The sequence below is a fragment of the Rhabdochromatium marinum genome (assembly GCF_016583795.1).
Taxonomy (GTDB): Bacteria; Pseudomonadota; Gammaproteobacteria; order Chromatiales; family Chromatiaceae; genus Rhabdochromatium; species Rhabdochromatium marinum.
The window spans coordinates 1-15,577 of record NZ_NRRS01000084.1 but is presented as its reverse complement, the minus strand read 5'-3'; the positions used below and the strand labels follow the sequence as shown (position 1 = coordinate 15,577).

General features: G+C 56.2%; 14 protein-coding genes. 5 read left to right on the top strand and 9 right to left on the bottom strand.

Features of this window, described 5'->3' with window-relative positions:
• A partial coding sequence (locus CKO36_RS20525) for a MerR family DNA-binding transcriptional regulator (protein WP_200285780.1) occupies positions 1-144 on the bottom strand: 144 nt, incomplete at its 3' end.
• Positions 145-290: 146 nt separating this feature from the next.
• Here CKO36_RS20525 and can point away from each other — a divergent pair.
• From can to CKO36_RS16425, 5 genes are all read left to right on the top strand, one after another.
• On the top strand, positions 291-968 hold the full coding sequence (gene can, locus CKO36_RS16445; protein ID WP_200285778.1) for a carbonate dehydratase: 678 nt from the start codon (positions 291-293) through the stop codon (positions 966-968).
• Positions 969-1,053: 85 nt separating this feature from the next.
• Positions 1,054-2,943 (top strand): ATP-binding protein, encoded by a 1,890-nt coding sequence (locus CKO36_RS19925; RefSeq protein ID WP_200285776.1) that lies wholly within the window; start codon positions 1,054-1,056, stop codon positions 2,941-2,943.
• Between the two features lie 5 nt (positions 2,944-2,948).
• Positions 2,949-4,412 (top strand): diguanylate cyclase, encoded by a 1,464-nt coding sequence (locus tag CKO36_RS16435; protein ID WP_200285774.1) that lies wholly within the window; start codon positions 2,949-2,951, stop codon positions 4,410-4,412.
• A 93-nt stretch (positions 4,413-4,505) separates the two neighbouring features.
• Positions 4,506-5,285, top strand: a complete 780-nt coding sequence (locus tag CKO36_RS16430; protein ID WP_200285772.1) for a DUF3050 domain-containing protein — start codon at positions 4,506-4,508, stop codon at positions 5,283-5,285.
• A gap of 71 nt (positions 5,286-5,356) precedes the next feature.
• Complete coding sequence (locus CKO36_RS16425) at positions 5,357-5,653, top strand: TusE/DsrC/DsvC family sulfur relay protein (protein WP_200285770.1); 297 nt, start codon at positions 5,357-5,359, stop codon at positions 5,651-5,653.
• On the opposite strand, the gene CKO36_RS16420 is transcribed toward CKO36_RS16425, so the two are convergent.
• The 8 genes from CKO36_RS16420 to CKO36_RS16385 form a co-directional block, all read right to left on the bottom strand.
• Complete coding sequence (locus CKO36_RS16420) at positions 5,637-6,521, bottom strand: class II glutamine amidotransferase (RefSeq protein WP_200285768.1); 885 nt, start codon at positions 6,519-6,521, stop codon at positions 5,637-5,639. The two genes, CKO36_RS16425 and CKO36_RS16420, sit on opposite strands and share 17 nt — an antisense overlap.
• Positions 6,514-7,680, bottom strand: a complete 1,167-nt coding sequence (ribD, locus tag CKO36_RS16415; protein ID WP_200285766.1) for a bifunctional diaminohydroxyphosphoribosylaminopyrimidine deaminase/5-amino-6-(5-phosphoribosylamino)uracil reductase RibD — start codon at positions 7,678-7,680, stop codon at positions 6,514-6,516. The genes CKO36_RS16420 and ribD overlap by 8 nt, the downstream gene beginning before the upstream one ends.
• Positions 7,677-8,186, bottom strand: a complete 510-nt coding sequence (gene nrdR / locus CKO36_RS16410; protein ID WP_200285764.1) for a transcriptional regulator NrdR — start codon at positions 8,184-8,186, stop codon at positions 7,677-7,679. Before nrdR ends, ribD begins: the two co-directional genes overlap by 4 nt.
• Positions 8,187-8,261: 75 nt before the next feature.
• Entirely contained in the window at positions 8,262-9,518 is a 1,257-nt protein-coding gene (gene glyA, locus CKO36_RS16405; RefSeq protein WP_200285762.1) for a serine hydroxymethyltransferase, read from the bottom strand.
• An 81-nt stretch (positions 9,519-9,599) separates the two neighbouring features.
• Positions 9,600-11,054, bottom strand: a complete 1,455-nt coding sequence (locus CKO36_RS16400) for a radical SAM family RiPP maturation amino acid epimerase (protein WP_200285760.1) — start codon at positions 11,052-11,054, stop codon at positions 9,600-9,602.
• Positions 11,044-12,531, bottom strand: a complete 1,488-nt coding sequence (locus CKO36_RS16395) for a radical SAM family RiPP maturation amino acid epimerase (RefSeq protein WP_200285758.1) — start codon at positions 12,529-12,531, stop codon at positions 11,044-11,046. The genes CKO36_RS16400 and CKO36_RS16395 overlap by 11 nt, the downstream gene beginning before the upstream one ends.
• A 38-nt stretch (positions 12,532-12,569) precedes the next feature.
• Positions 12,570-14,048 (bottom strand): Fic family protein, encoded by a 1,479-nt coding sequence (locus CKO36_RS16390; protein ID WP_200285757.1) that lies wholly within the window; start codon positions 14,046-14,048, stop codon positions 12,570-12,572.
• A gap of 88 nt (positions 14,049-14,136) precedes the next feature.
• Positions 14,137-15,270 (bottom strand): DUF4062 domain-containing protein, encoded by a 1,134-nt coding sequence (locus CKO36_RS16385; RefSeq protein WP_338053511.1) that lies wholly within the window; start codon positions 15,268-15,270, stop codon positions 14,137-14,139.
• Between the last annotated feature and the right edge of the window lie 307 nt (positions 15,271-15,577).

The window sequence follows — 15,577 nt, the reverse complement described above, 5'->3', positions numbered from 1 at the left end:
GATGAACGCTTGCAACTGATCCTCGGTGTAGAGACGGCGATTGCTGTCGGTGCGCGCCACGGGAATAAGACGACCCTCGCGCTCCCAACGCTGCAACGTCTTGACCGAAACGCCCAGCCGCTTCGCCGCTTTGCCTGTACTCATGGTGCTTTCCATGAGACAATAATACACTATCGTGTATTTTTTGCAAGACTAGAGTCGCGCTCCCTGCTCGCCTGATGTGATATGTTGGCTTGCTGCCGCTCGTCTCCTGCCTGTTTGACAAGGAACGCCTTTAACGAGAAACGCCATTGAAAACCTTGCCGCATCTGTTTGCTAACAATCGTGCCTGGGCCGAGGGGATCAAGCATCAGACCCCGAATTTTTTCGCCCGGCTGGCGCAGCAGCAGTCACCACGCTATCTGTGGATTGGCTGCGCCGACAGCCGTGTGCCGGCTAATGAGATCGTCGGTCTGCCGCCTGGCGAGGTCTTTGTGCATCGCAACATTGCCAATGTGGTGGTGCATACGGATCTGAATTGCCTGTCGGTGATTCAGTATGCTGTGGATGTACTGCAAGTCGAGCACATTATTGTCTGTGGCCATTATGGCTGCGGCGGGGTGAAGGCGGCATTGACTTCCGAGGATCATGGCCTGATCGACAACTGGCTGCGCCATCTCCGCGATGTGGGTCGCTTTCATGCCGAGGCGCTGGCTCCACTCAGCGAGGCTGAGCGTTTGGAGCGCCTGTGCGAGTTGAACGTAACCGAGCAAGTAACCAATGTCTGTAACACCACCATCGTCAAGAATGCCTGGAAGCAAGGGCGTCCCCTGGTGGTTCACGGATGGATCTACAGCCTCAGTGACGGCATTCTGCACCAGCAGGTGCCCGAAATCGACTCACTGAAAACCCTAGCTGCTGCCCGTTGCGACGATGCCGGCTGGATTGTGCAAACGCCCGCTGTGACTTCTGTGCATGGATGTTTCTAATACTGAATCATTTCGCTCTGACAACCACCGCCTGATGGTCTGGACTGGCCAATCCCTGTTCGCCTGGCTGTGGTGCAGATAGTCAGTGGCTAAACAAGAACTTTACCCCAACGATCACCGCCGTCAGGCACGCCTGATCATCCTATCCGGCACGATGATTGCGTTAGTGGCGCTGCTGCTTTGGATGCTCAGCCTGGCGCGCTTTTCTGACGTAGAAACGGCTTGGGAAACACACAACACGCGAGCGACAAGCATCGGCAATGCCTTGTCCGAACTCCAGCGTCATATCGGCTATGGCGGTTTTATCCACAATTTCAAAAATCTCGTCCTGCGCCAGGATTTGCCACGCTATCAGGCCAGAATCGACGAAGATATCGCCGGCTTCAGAAAACAAATTGACCGCCTTGATCACCTGCTTTGGGTCACGGAAGATAAACAGGCACTGGAGCAAATTCGACTGGTGTTTGAAGAATATGTGGACAAATACGCCAAGATCCCGTCGATGGTGACCGCCGGCGCCAGTGCGGCGGAACTTGATGCCGTCGTCAAGGTTGATGACACCCCAGCCATCCAGGCATTCATTCATCTGAGCAAGCGTGCAGAGCAGCGCGCCCGGGAAACCGAACGTCAGGCAACCTCCGAGCACGATAGCGCAGTACGTTTTGCGCTCATTGGTGGCATTTTAGTGCTCTCCGCAATGTTCTCTGCGGCCATTATTCTGCTCCGCTTTCTGCGTCAGTTGGTCGCCGCCAACGACGCCATCCACCAGGCCGAGGCACGGCTCAACACCCTGCTCGACACTGCTCCCGATGTGATGGTCACGGCGGCCCGAGACGGGCGCATCGTTCGCGCCAATCAGATGGCCGAACGCTTCTTTGGCTATCGTCACGACGAGTTGCTCGCCATGACGGTCGAACAACTGATCCCCGAGCGCTTCAGAAGCGAGCACATAAAGCATCGTAATTGCTTTTTCAATAATGCTCAGCACCGCCCGATGGATGTCGGGAAGGTTTTGACAGGCAGGACGCGCGATGGCCGCGAAATCAGTGTTCAAGCCAGCTTGTCTTATAGCGCTAAAGGCGAGGAAATACTGGCCACCATCACCTTGCGCGACGTGACCGAACAGGAACGCAACCAGCAAATCCTACTTGAAGCCAAGCAGCAGGCCGAGTCCGCTCTGACTTTGCAACGTCAACTACAAAAAGAACTGGTACAGACGGAAAAACTCGCAGCACTGGGCAGCTTGGTCGCCGGTGTCGCTCACGAAATCAACACGCCGGTCGGCGTGACACTGTCTGCGGCGACTTATCTCGAATCCGAAACCCACAAAATCGACCAAGCCTATCAGGCTGGAGAGCTCAGCGAGGAAGAGCTGAACGATTACTTCGCGACCGCACGTCAGGCGACGCGGCTGATGTCCCTCAACAGCGAGCGTGCAGCTAATTTGATTCATAGCTTCAAACAAATCGCTGTGGATCGCACCGGCGGCGAGCGGCGTACCTTTGATCTCGCAATCTATATCGATGAAGTATTACTCAGTCTGCACCCACGCCTTAAGAAAACCCCGATCGAAATCCAGGTGGACTGCCCCGCCGGGCTGATACTGGATAGCCTGCCCGGCGCCTTTTCGCAGGTGCTAACCAACTTGATCATCAATGCATCGGTTCATGCCTTCGAACCCGATCAAGCGGGCCATATCGCCATCACAGCACGTACTACTACAGACAAGCAGGTGAAGATTTTATTTAGCGATGATGGCAAGGGGATCCCGCCCGAGTTGCATAAGAGGGTGTTCGAGCCTTTCTTTACCACCCAGCGCAGCCAGGGCGGGAGCGGCCTTGGTCTTCATATTATGTATACGCTTGTCACCCAGTCTCTCAAGGGGACACTGACGTTCAGCAGCACCCCGAATCAAGGCACAACATTTGCTATGTGCGTGCCCCTTGTCCTTCCGACGTCTTCTCCTAAGGATTGACCGTCATGCCCGGTTCACCCCTCAAACTAAAATCGTCCGCCAATGCCGTCGCCACGACATCGCTCTTGCGCAATTGGAATGTTCTTGTTGTTGATGACGACGTGGAAGTACACACTGTCACACGGATGATTCTCAGCAAGATGCGCTACAAGGAGCGCGGCATCACAATCCTGTCCGCCTATTCCGCCGCCGAGGCGCACGCGCTCCTGCAGCGCGAGCGCGACATCGCAGCCATTTTGCTCGACGTGGTGATGGAAACGGACGATGCCGGTCTGCGCCTAGTCAAAACGATTCGGGAAGAACTCGGTAACAGCGCCACGCGCATCATCTTGCGCACCGGTCAACCCGGCCAGGCTCCGGAAGAGCGCGTCATCGTCGATTACGATATCAACGACTACAAAGCCAAGAGCGAACTGACGGCACAAAAACTCTTCACCACCGTGATGGCGGCGCTGCGTTCCTTTGAAACCATCGTCTCGCTGGAGAAAACCCGCAATGGGTTGGAAAAAATCCTCGACAGTACCGATACGCTGTTTCAGGTGCATTCGCTGCAACAATTCGCCTCCGGCGTGCTCACGCAGCTTTCCGCCTTCCTGGGATGCCAGCCCAACGGTGTCATTTACATGCAACGCAGCCCGGTCGCGCTGAACGAAGACCTCTCGTCATGCAACGATATGACCATCATGGCCAGCTCGGGCGAATACAGGGATTGTTTAAATTGCACCATGGATGGCGACTGCAAGCACCAGAACATGCTCGCGTTCGCGCGCCAAGCACTCGTAACGCGCCAGAATCAGCTGGGCGACGAATATACCGCGATTTATCTGGGCAACGGCGATAACCATGCCACGGTTGCTTTGTTGCACGAGGGGCTGGGCGTGCCCGATGCAAGTGATCGTAAATTACTGGAGGTGTTCTCCTCCAAGATCGCCATCGCCCTGGCAAACGCGCTGAACTATCAGAAAATGGTCACCGCAGAACAGGCGGCAACCACTGATTTTCTCACTGGACTCGACAATCGCCGGCAGTTGTTGCGTCTGGGCTTGCCGTTGGTGGCCCGCGCCCATCGCGCGGGTACATCGTTGGCGGTGGCGATGCTGGATATTGATCATTTCAAGCGCATCAACGACACCTGGGGTCACGACGCCGGGGACGAGGTTTTAAGTCGCGTCGGCCAAATGATGAAAACCCGTTTTCGCAACAGCGATGTCGTGGCCCGCTTCGGCGGCGAGGAATTCTGCGTCATCGCCACCGATCTCACGCCCGAGGCCGCCTTGACACTCCTCGATCACTTCCGTCGCCAAGTGGCGGCAGAAATATTCGAGTTCGACGCCGATAAGCTATCAATCACCATCAGCATTGGCGTGACCACCAAGGTTCAAGACAACATCGACGCGATGATAATCGCCGCTGACAATCTGCTCTACCGCGCCAAGGAAACTGGGCGCAACCGCGTTCTGTTGGATTGAACGAGCCGCGCAAGCGTAACCGTTTATTGTATTTAAGTAAAAATACTCCGAACATCTATGTCCCATTACGATCGCCTAAGGACTTAAAAAGCCATGACTCAACTGAATCTCGAGCATATTGCACCACTGCAACAGGAACTCGAATCCCATCCCATTTATACCGCATTGCGCACGCCTGAGGATCTGCGCATTTTCATGCAACATCATGTTTACTCGGTATGGGATTTCATGTCGCTGATCAAGTCTCTGCAACGCCAAATTGCGCCCTGTGACCTGCCCTGGGTGCCCAACGGACCACCGGCAGTGCGTTATTTCATCAACCAATTGGTGCTGGAAGAAGAATCCGACAGCTTCGATCAGGGCGACGGGCCGCGTTACGGCAGCCACTTTGAACTCTATTGTCAGGCCATGGAAGAAATTGGCGCCGATGCTGAAACTCCGCAGGCATTTGTCGCGGCAGTTGCGCGCGACGGCTTGCCGCAGGCATTGGCCACCAGTGCGGTGCCGGAGCCCTCCAAGCGCTTTTGCGAGACGACTTTCTGCTTTATCAACGCAGACAAACCACACGAGGTGGCCGCAGCACTGGCCCTGGGGCGCGAAACCGTGATTCCACGGATGTTTCGCCGCCTGCTCGACGGCATGGGTATTACCGAGACAGAAGCGCCCAGCTTTCATTTCTACCTGAAGCGCCACATCCATCTGGATGAGGATTTTCACGGTCCCCTGTCGCTGCAACTGCTGGAGCATTTTTGCGCGGATGACCCTGAGCGGTATGCCGAAGCTGAGGCTGCCGCCGAAGAGGCCATTTGCGCGCGCATCCGCTTCTGGGATGGCGTGCTGGAGGCGATGCAGCTGGATATTGGCCGTCGCTGACACCACTGTACTAGGGCGCGGCCGCTGCGTCGGCCCACCACAGTTGACAGTCAAACCACAGGAGATGACCCATGGCGATCAGTGTCCCACTCGACGGCGAGGGCTTTTTGGTCAACCGCGATGACTGGAACGAGGATCTCGCCCGTGAGCTGGCGCAGACCGATGATTTCGAGATGACGGATCAGGTGATGGACCTGATTCGTGCCGCTCGAGCCAGCTATGACGACGACGGCGTGGTGCCGCCGATTCGGATTTTTGCCAAGAAAAGCGGGGTTTCCACCAAGGAACTCTACAACATTTTCAAGAAAGGGCCGATGAAGCTGATCTGCAAATGGGGCGGTTTGCCAAAGCCTACTGGCTGTGTGTAACAGCCGTCATGGCTGGCTGTGACGGCGCCCGCAGGCTGATCTGTGCCGGCGAACGCCAGTATCCCTGGGCATCATGGCAGCGCCCGTTGCGCAGGGCGATCAGATCGCCCTCCCCGAGCGGTTCCCAGAGTTCGTCGGTCAGGGGCACACTGGCCACCAGCGCCACTTCCTGGCGCACCGTCTGCAAATGCACGCCGGCGTCCTGCAACTCAGGCGCCGATTCCCAACAGGCGCGTTGCAGCAGATAGAGCCCCGGCGGCCGCAATTGCCCGTCGGGCTGGGTGCGGCGATGGGCATGAATAAAGAGCGCATCGGCATCGGCATAGATGAAGTTGGCCGGACCCAGGGCGCGCATCCCGCGACTGAAATCAGCAATCACCGCCAGGCGCTCGCTCAGTGGCGGCGGCTCTGAGGTGCAGGCATCCCACAAGGGCGCCAAACGCTCCAGCAGCGCACAAAAGGCCAGTTCCGAGTCCGAGTCCCCGATGGCGCGAAAGCGTCCCACCGGCCTGACCGCCGGTTCGAGCAATTGCGGGAAATCACCATTGTGCGCAAACACATGGCTGCGCCCGCCGAGTTCACGCACAAAGGGCTGGGTATTTTGCAGCGAGCGTGCCCCGAAGGTGGCGAGGCGCAGATGGGAGACGGCCATGCAGGTGCGCACGCCCTGCACATCAACAAAGCCCAGCAGCAGGCTCTCACAAGCCGGTCGCGGTTCGCGCAGCAGCAGACAGTCGCGCCCCTCGTAACAGGCCAGCCCCCAACCGTCCTTGTGCGGGCCTTCCGCGCCGCCGTGGCGCGCCAGATGCCCGATCGACAGCCCTAGAGTCGCTGGCACCCGGCTCGACATGGCAAAGAGTTCACACACAGCTGTCAGATTCCTGCCGCTGCGGCGGTCGCGGCTGCGGTCGCAGGCGCAAGCGACAATCGTTACCGACGGCGCGCACTTCCAGCAGTTCCAGGCCTATGCGCTGATCCATGCACTCCAGACCGGGCAGATGAAAGAGTCCGCGCGCGGCATCGCCCATGAGATGGGGCGCCCAATACAGCCACAGCTCGTCGATGTAACCCGCTTGCAGGGCCGCGCCAGCCAGCACCGGGCCGGCCTCGATCAAGACCTCATTGCACTCGCGCCACGCGAGTTCGCGCAGCACTTCACCCAGGTCCACCCGTCCCTCTGCCGAGGGGCTGGCCTGCATGACCTCGGCTCCAGCCGCCTCCAACGCAGGCCAGTGCGGGTGCGCCGGCTCCTGGGTAGTGAAGACCAACAGCTGACCGGGCACCTTCAGCAGTTGTGCCGTGGGCGGCAGGCGCAGTTGTGAGTCGAGCACCACCCGCAACGGCTGGCGTGACTCAGGCGCGATGGCATCCGGTGCCGCCGCAGCGTCGGGAAGCTGGCGCACGTTGAGTCGGGGATCATCGGCCAGCACGGTGCCGATGCCAGTCACAATGGCTGATGAACGCGCGCGCAGGCGCTGCACATCCGCGCGCGCCGCCTCCCCGGTAATCCAGCGGCTCTCGCCACTGGCCATGGCGGTGCGCCCATCCAGGCTCATCGCCAGCTTGCTGCGCACCCAGGGACGCCCCTGCTGCATGCGCTGCACAAAGCCTGGATTCAGTGCCAGCGCCTCGTCCTGCATCAGCCCGGTATCGACCTCTATTCCGGCAGCACGCAAGCCAGCGATCCCCTGCCCGGCCACCCGCGGATTGGGGTCTTGCATGGCCACCACCACCCGCGCCACGCCAGCCTTGATCAGTGCCTCGGTGCAGGGCGGGGTGCGCCCGTGATGGCAGCAGGGCTCGAGGGTGACATAGACGGTGGCACCGCGCGCATCGGGGCCGGCTTGCTCCAAGGCCAGCGGCTCGGCATGGGGTTCACCAGCCCGCGCATGCCAGGCTTGAGCGATGACCTGGCCATCGCGTGCGATCACACAGCCCACGCGGGGATTGGGATCTGTGGTGTACAGACCGCGCTCGGCGAGCCGCAAGGCCTGAGCCATCAGGCGCGCATCCACTGCGGAGGTCATTTGGACTCCAGATCATTGAGCAGATCAAGCTGCGCGCGGCGCAGTTCCGGCGAGGGCTGGCGTTCGAGGCGTTCGATTTCCTCACGGAAGGCATTGACATCCTCGAACTCCCGATACACCGAGGCAAAGCGCACATAGGCCACCTGATCCAGGCCGCGCAGTTCGTCCATCAGAAACTCGCCGATGTCACGTGATTTGATCTCGCTGGCCCCGGTGGCCAACACCTGGCGGCAGATGTGCGCCATCACGGTATCGATTTCATCGGCGCTGACCGGACGCTTTTCCACCGCTCGCAGCAGCCCGGCGCGCAGCTTGTTGCGATCAAAGGGCACCCGGGTGCCATCGCGCTTGATCACCCGGGGCAGATCCAGTTCCGCGACCTCGTAGGTGGTAAAGCGTTCACCGCAGACGATGCAGCGCCGGCGCCGGCGTACCTGATCGCCGTCGCCATACAGGCGCGAATCGACCACCTTGGTGTCTTGCTCGCCGCAGAATGGACAACGCATGGCTTGTGCCTCCAGCAGTTTAGGCGGCCTGAGGCCGCATTGGAGTGCGCCGGCCAGGGCTGTACAACGGATGACTCAGGCGGCGTAAACCGGATGACGCTGACACAACTGAAGCACCTGCCCCTTGATCTTGTCAATGGTGCTGGCATCACCACGGCTGTCGATCAGATCACACATCCAGCCCGCCAGGTCACGTGCATCGCCCTCGGTGAAACCGCGTGTGGTCATAGCCGGGGTGCCGACACGAATACCGCTAGTGACAAAAGGCGACTGCGGATCATTGGGCACCGCGTTCTTATTGACGGTGATATTGGCCGACCCCAGCCAGGCATCGACCTCCTTGCCGGTGAGACCTTGGGCGATAAAGCTCACCAGGAATAAATGATCGTCGGTACCGCCGGAGACCACCTCATAGCCGCGCGCACTGAACACCTCGGCCATGGCGCGCGCATTGGTGACCACCTGCTGCTGATAAGTCTTAAACTCCGGCTCCATGGCCTCTTTGAAGGCCACCGCCTTGGCCGCGATCACATGCATCAGCGGGCCGCCCTGAATGCCGGGGAATACCAGGGAATTGAGCTTTTTCTCAATCTCCGCATTGGACTTGGCCAGAATCAGGCCACCGCGCGGGCCGCGCAGGGTTTTGTGGGTAGTGGTGGTGGTGACATCGGCAATAGCCACCGGGCTGGGATAGACGCCAGCGGCGACCAGTCCAGCGACATGCGCCATATCGACCAGAAAATACGCCCCCACCTCATCGGCAATGGCGCGGAAGCGCGCCCAGTCCACCACCCGCGAGTAGGCCGAGAAACCGGCGACAATCAGCTTCGGGCGATGCTCACGTGCCAGGCTTTCAACCTGCTCATAGTCGATCTCGCCGGTGTCCGGGTTCAGTCCGTACTGCACGGCGTTGTAGAGCTTGCCGGAGAAATTTGGCTTAGCGCCATGGGTGAGATGACCACCATGAGCCAGGCTCATACCCAATACGGTGTCACCCGGCTGACACAGCGCCATATAGACCGCCGCATTGGCCTGGGAGCCGGAATGCGGCTGCACATTGGCATAATCCGCGCCAAACAGCGCCTTGGCGCGCTCAATGGCCAGACGCTCGGCGACATCAACAAACTCACAGCCGCCGTAGTAGCGCTTGCCCGGATAGCCTTCGGCGTATTTGTTGGTCAGCACGGAACCCTGGGCTTCAAGCACCCGCGGGCTGGTGTAGTTCTCGGAGGCGATCAGCTCGACGTGCTCCTCCTGGCGGCCTTTCTCATCTTGCAGTGCCTGAAACAGCTCGTCATCGTAGCCCTGAATTCGCATTGTCGTATTGAACATGCACCATCCTCAAAAGTTGGCAAAAAAGGGAAAATGATGGGGCAGTGTAGCGATTTCTGCCGAGACCGTCATTGTGCGGCCTCAATGCGTCTCTTCAAACAGACCCAGGTCAAACAGATGATTGATCAGAAACAGGCTGTCCTGGCAGTCGATCCCGACGGCCTGCTCGCGCGCCTCGGCAATGGCGGCCGGGGTATTGGCACCCGCCTCCAGCAACTCGGCCAGTTGATGGCTGTGCGGCTGGTTGGCGAGCGTCACTCGCTTGGCCAGTGCGCGAAACAGAAGATGGGAAGCGTCGGGACATTCGATGCGCACGTCCGGGCGCAGTCGCACCGGGGCATCCAGAGGCGGGAAACGAAGCATGTGCTTGCTGATCAGGCATTCGATCATCAAGCCGAAATCCTCAGCCGTCGTAAACAAGGCCTCGTCCAGCACCTGATAACCCTTGGGATAAACCGCAGAGGCCGGACATGGCGTGATGAGTTGAATCCGTTGCGCCCACAGGTTGATCAAAAAGCCGGACACACAGGCAATGGTGGTCGGCGTTTGAGTCAGGGCCGGATTGGCGGATTCCAGAATCCGTCCGGCGCGTGCTTTGCGAAATTTAGGGTTGGCATCGCGGTTCTGCGGCAGCAGCTCCGTCAGCAGCAGTTCCCTGGCACTGAAAGCGGCATGAACCTGCTGGGCAATGTCGCGCGACAGAATCGAGAAACGATTCAAAACACCATGGCCTTCGCTCAGCCGCAGCAATGCGCGCGTGCGCTCGATCGTCGCCGTCGGCCGGGCGGTGGTCGACTGTGGCACGCGCCCGAGTACCTGTTGAAAATCCTGCAGAAACACCTCGTAATCTGGATTATCGAAAGGCTCGGTTGCCCAGTAGCAAAAGGCGTTGCCGACGGCTGGACCAATACGCTCTTTGAGCTGTTGGAGCACGGATCGCCACAGGACGCGATGTTCCGGCGTCGCGCGCCAGATGCGATCCTGAAGCGGCTCGGAAGCCAGGGCACAGAACCAACAGCCAACCGAGCAACCCTCGCTTAACTCGAAGCTGACCGGTGTATGCACGATGGCATCGGCTTTGTCGGCGTGCATTTGACCAGACAAGCGTGCGACCTGCCGCTCCCACCAGGCCGCCATGCGCGGATCAGTGGGTTGGTTGGCGCGCCGGTGTGCCTGGCGCCAGTGCAGCTTCTCGCGCAGATGGGCACAATAACGCCGCACTGCCTGCGGCTGATCCGGTAAATCGCGCCCCTGATAGACCGCCTTCAGTATCGGGTCAGTCGCTTCCGGAACCGGCTCGCTGGCCAGCAGCGGCGCGACATCCGCAGCCTGCAACGCGATCTGGCGATCTTCCAGGGCGCGCTGCGGGTTGCGCGCCCAAGCGTCGCGAAAGGCCGGGTCGATGTTCCAGCACTCAAGCACCCGTTTGACCAGGGCCACCTCGAGCGCATAGTCCTCAGGTGCATCGCGCGGTGCCTCCAGCAGCGGATAAAAACCCCAGGCGCGTTCGCGCTCCCAGAAAGCATCAAGGGTCATGGCGAGGCGGCTCCAGTAGGATGCCTTTCTCGAAAAGCTCATGGAGCAACAGCAAGGTGCGCTCGGGTTCGACCCCCGCCTCCTCCAGGCGCGTCTCGACCAGCTCGGCGACGGTCTGGGCACCGTCGGTCAGCAAGGCCATCAGCCGCTGCGGCTGTGGCTGACCGGAAATCGGGAAGCTGAGCTGCGAAACCAGATGCAGGTCGCCATTCTCCGCCAGCTTGATGCGTTGGTTTGGACGCAAGCGCACCGGATCGCGCAGTTCCAGGGTGGCGGGCATCTGGCGATCGATCATCGAATCAATGACATCGGCGAGCTGTGGTGCTGAGTCGAACGTTGCCTCCTGCAAAATCCGGAAGCCAAGCGGCCAGTCGTCGCTGGCCGCGCAAGGGGTGATCAACTGGACCCGGCGATCGACCATATTGAGCAGAAAACCAGACACGCAGGCCGTGGTCGAGGCGCTGGAACCGGTCGATAGCTCTCCGGCGCGCTTGGTCTCATGATCCTGCGCGCGCCCGATATTCGCCTTCTTGTGGTGATCGTCGGCCTCGCGGTTTTGCGGCAGCAGTTCGACGCGCAGTAGCTCCTCGGCAGTGAACGATCGATGGACCTGATCGAGCATCGACAGGCTCAGAATCGAAAAGCGGTCGATATGACCGCCCAGTGACAGGGATAGGCGCAGCAGACGGCGGGTGCGCTCCACATCCGCTGTCGGCTTGGCGGTGGTGGTCTGCGGGCAACCGCCGTAGGCATCGTGAAAGTCGACCAGGAAGCGCTCGTAGTCAGGATGATCGAGCGGCTCGGTGGCCCAATACAGAAAACCATGGCGGGCGGCGGTCGGGCCGATCACGCCGCCGAGGACGTCAAGCACCTCACGCCAGAGGCGCGCATTGGCATCGCTGTAAGGCCAGATCTCCTCAAGCTTGCTAGCACGCAGAGCACAGAACCAACAATGCACCGAACAGCCGCGCGTGAGTTCAATCGACAGGGGCGCATGGACGATGCGGTCGGCTTTGACGACGCCAACCTCACCCGCCAGACGATACATCTGCCGCCACCACCATTTGGCCAGGCGCGGATGATGCGGCTCATTCTCCAGCCGATGGTTTTGGCGATGGCGAATTTTCTCGCGAATAAAGGCGCGATAGCGCAGCACGGAACTCGGAAAAGCATCCGTGTCTCCGCGTGCAATGGCGTCGTTTAGCGCCAAAGCAGTCTCGCGGTCGATCAGCGGGTGCAATTGCGCTGGTGTGAGCTTGAGATCGAATCGACGCAGGGCGGCCGCCGGATCCTTGGCATAGTCCTCGCGAAGCCTCGCATCACACACCCAGCGCTCAAGCGCGCGTTTGGTTTCAGCCACTTCCACCCGGTACGCGCGCGGTGCCTGTTCCAGATCACCGAGCAAGGAAACAAAGCCCGCTGCGGTTTCTTGTTCAGGAAACTGCGTTTGTGATAAGGCGCTGGTGTTATTGTTCATAGCCATGTTTTCGACAAAAGGAGGTGTTGAGCATTTTGTTAAGCCGATATTTGTCTCTTCCACTCGGCTAATGCTATAGCTAAAGAACTTTCAAGCCAGTCCTCATATCTTTGTTTAGTGCTATCGAGTTCTTCTGCATAGTTAAACTGGAAAATGTCTGTAGTTGCTGGTTGCACATTAACCGGCTCAGTGCCTCCTTCCTCTGTTTCAATTCTCCGAGCTGATAAAGCAGAAACTGCCATAATTCCGTTATCAGCATGTCCATATGCGTGAATACTAATTATATATTCAAAGTTTTCTTCAGTGTGAATAGCCATTCTTACCCAAGCGCGGTAACGATCAAGATTGGCGTAATAGTTAAACGTGTTGGCCACACCAACAATTTGATTGTAGAAATAGTGTCTTCTTCCAGATTGATTATCTGCTGATGTGATATTTGAATTGTATTGCTGCTGATTTGGCGGTGTTACCTTCATCAGTTCAGCATTAAGAGATGACGAAATTTCACGAAGATGCTTATCTGTAATGTTGAATATTTCTTTTGCATAATCATATACACGCCCAATTTTTCTAGTTTCCTGTGCGTACTTCCCTTTGAGTATTTCTAGAGCAGAAGAGATTATTTGATCAGCATATTTGCTTTGTTGGACTTGTTGCTCAAGCCCTAAGGCATGAAGAACCGCTTCTTTTTGACGCCTCACAAAAAGAAATACAAGTGATTTAAGCTCACCAGCATCAGCCTCTTCTAAGGCTCCGATATACTCCTTTCTATCCGAATCTCGAATAACCAATGGGAATAAACCGGCTTTCAGGAACACCAAAGAGCCAAGTGCTCGTGCCACCCTTCCGTTTCCATCCTGGAAAGGATGAATTTGAGTAAACCTATGATGTAACCATGCGGCTCTAACTTCTGCTGCATAGATATCTTCTGACTCTCGATACCACTTAATTAGCTTCTCCATTTCAGACTGCGTGAATTCAGGCGGGCAATACCAATGCTCTTGCCCATCTGGACGACGAGGATTGTTCGGGTGCTTCTTATAGACACCTTTCTCTAATTTTACTTGGATCAACCGCCTGTCGGGAGTAACCGCCTCGGTTGTATCTTGATGGTTTGTGAACTTTGCTTGTAGGCCACGAACAAAATGTTCCGTTAGCGGTTGTTCACCTTTGATAAACGAAAATAATCCTTCACCGATCTCAAGCTGATTATCAATGATATTCTTTATGTGATCAGCTTCCTCTCTCTGGAAACCTCCTTGGTGGGCAATTAAGCTTGCATCAATTCCCTGTTCAATCAATACTTCTGTGACGCCCCTGTCCCAGGTATATAAACGCTCAATGATTCCTGTCTCAATGGCCCATTCTCGTTGCATCTTCTTGAGAAATTCCTGAAATACCCCCGTTTTTTCAAGCTCATCCTTTTTTTCACTCCATACAGTTCCCAGCGCCTTTAATTCAGAAGATGCTAGTTCTGATGCGTTTTCAGGGTAATTCTCTATATTTTTGTATGCCATGAATTTTCTTATGTGTTTTCAGGTTTAACGCTTTGCTCACCGGTAAATTGCGAGCGCAGCGAGTAATTTATCCGTGTGCAGCAACTTGTTAACTGTTTTCATCCAGGTCTAATTTGTCTTGGGGGTACTTTCTCTCAATATATTCTTCAAAATCTTTGTTTACATGTAATACCGCCCTATGCCGTCTTGTGTCTCTATCCTCCAATGATGCATCGACAATTGCGGCACGACTATCCTTGTCAATTTGGACAAAGTTACTCCAATCAATCCTAATATCTTCAATTACGGATAGAGAATACCTACAGCGATAGAATGTTCCATCGTTTCTTATAAGGAATAAATCAGGCCTCATCATTCGGCCATCTTCAGAATCAATCTCTTTGATTTCTCGAATTTCGAATTTTTTTAGAAGGTCATCCCAAGAATAATCAGATAAAAGAAGCTCTTTTAGGTTCGACGTGTGTAACGACGAAAGAAAGGTTAGTAAATGCCGGAATTGAATCGCCCCTCTAGCAGTATCACGGAGGTTGGGCGTTGCAATAGATGCCATAATAACTGCTTTAAGGTCATCCAATCTCTCAGAGAAATCCATATATCTTCTAGACTCTATTGATCTATTTCTATTCTCAGACAAAAGTCTTTGAAACAACTGGGACCACTGCCCTAACAGATTCTCTTTGATATCGTCGAGACGAGAAAACGGGGTGATACTATTGTTGTGAGCACGATGAGTCAGAAAATTAATGAATTCAAAGATATACTTTGCTGTTTCCTTTTTTTGAATCGATGGAAACTCAATTGCGTCTATTACTTCGGGTTTACCCTTGTTTTTTTCATATACATGATGGTCATGAAAAACCTTTTCATCAACAAAAGCGTAAACTGGAATGGATTGCTCTGCAGCCTTTAGTATTTCGAGCTGTGTAATAGAGAGCTTATCTTTGTGTTCAAGCACATCGGCTTTAGAAGAAAGGCTTCTCAAAGCATCAAAATCAAAGCCCTTCAAAACAGAAGGAATCCCTGTACCTCCAAATCTTGAGCCTATTATCAACACTACTATGTCACAGTTTGGAACTTCTTTTATACAACTATCATGAGTGTGAGATCTTGGATCATAAAGAATATCTGAGTAGTCACTCATAACAGGCTCATGCCCAAGTGATACAATAAAAGGCCGCAACTCCGACCTAATAACACCCAAGTCATAGCACGTGGATGACACGAATATTCTTAATTTAGCCACAGATCTTCCTTATACAGTTAACGCTTGGCTCACCCGACCGCCCAAAGCGCGACAGCGCTTTGGGCGGTCGGGTGTAGCCGAATGTTAGGCACTATTGCCGCAGATACCAATATGTCAACCCTCTTTTACTTTTCTTATCTAAATTGCGTCTATCTGGAGGGCCTTGATCATCCCTCGGTCCAAAACCAACAATTTCAGTAGGTGATCAGCGCGAGGCATGGGGCGGCAGGAGTCCGGGAAAGGCGTAGTCTTGGAGGTGCAACCCAACCCAAGGACAGCGCCGATG

What these genes read in the sequence shown, in the direction of transcription:
- CKO36_RS16425 (WP_200285770.1), top strand. Translation starts at nt 5,357, where the DNA reads ATGGCGATCAGTGTCCCACTCGACGGCGAGGGCTTTTTGGTCAACCGC.
- CKO36_RS16390 (WP_200285757.1), bottom strand. Translation starts at nt 14,048, where the DNA reads ATGGCATACAAAAATATAGAGAATTACCCTGAAAACGCATCAGAACTA.
- ribD (WP_200285766.1), bottom strand. Translation starts at nt 7,680, where the DNA reads ATGACCTCCGCAGTGGATGCGCGCCTGATGGCTCAGGCCTTGCGGCTC.
- glyA (WP_200285762.1), bottom strand. Translation starts at nt 9,518, where the DNA reads ATGTTCAATACGACAATGCGAATTCAGGGCTACGATGACGAGCTGTTT.
- CKO36_RS16435 (WP_200285774.1), top strand. Translation starts at nt 2,949, where the DNA reads ATGCCCGGTTCACCCCTCAAACTAAAATCGTCCGCCAATGCCGTCGCC.
- CKO36_RS16395 (WP_200285758.1), bottom strand. Translation starts at nt 12,531, where the DNA reads ATGAACAATAACACCAGCGCCTTATCACAAACGCAGTTTCCTGAACAA.
- CKO36_RS16400 (WP_200285760.1), bottom strand. Translation starts at nt 11,054, where the DNA reads ATGACCCTTGATGCTTTCTGGGAGCGCGAACGCGCCTGGGGTTTTTAT.
- nrdR (WP_200285764.1), bottom strand. Translation starts at nt 8,186, where the DNA reads ATGCGTTGTCCATTCTGCGGCGAGCAAGACACCAAGGTGGTCGATTCG.
- CKO36_RS16430 (WP_200285772.1), top strand. Translation starts at nt 4,506, where the DNA reads ATGACTCAACTGAATCTCGAGCATATTGCACCACTGCAACAGGAACTC.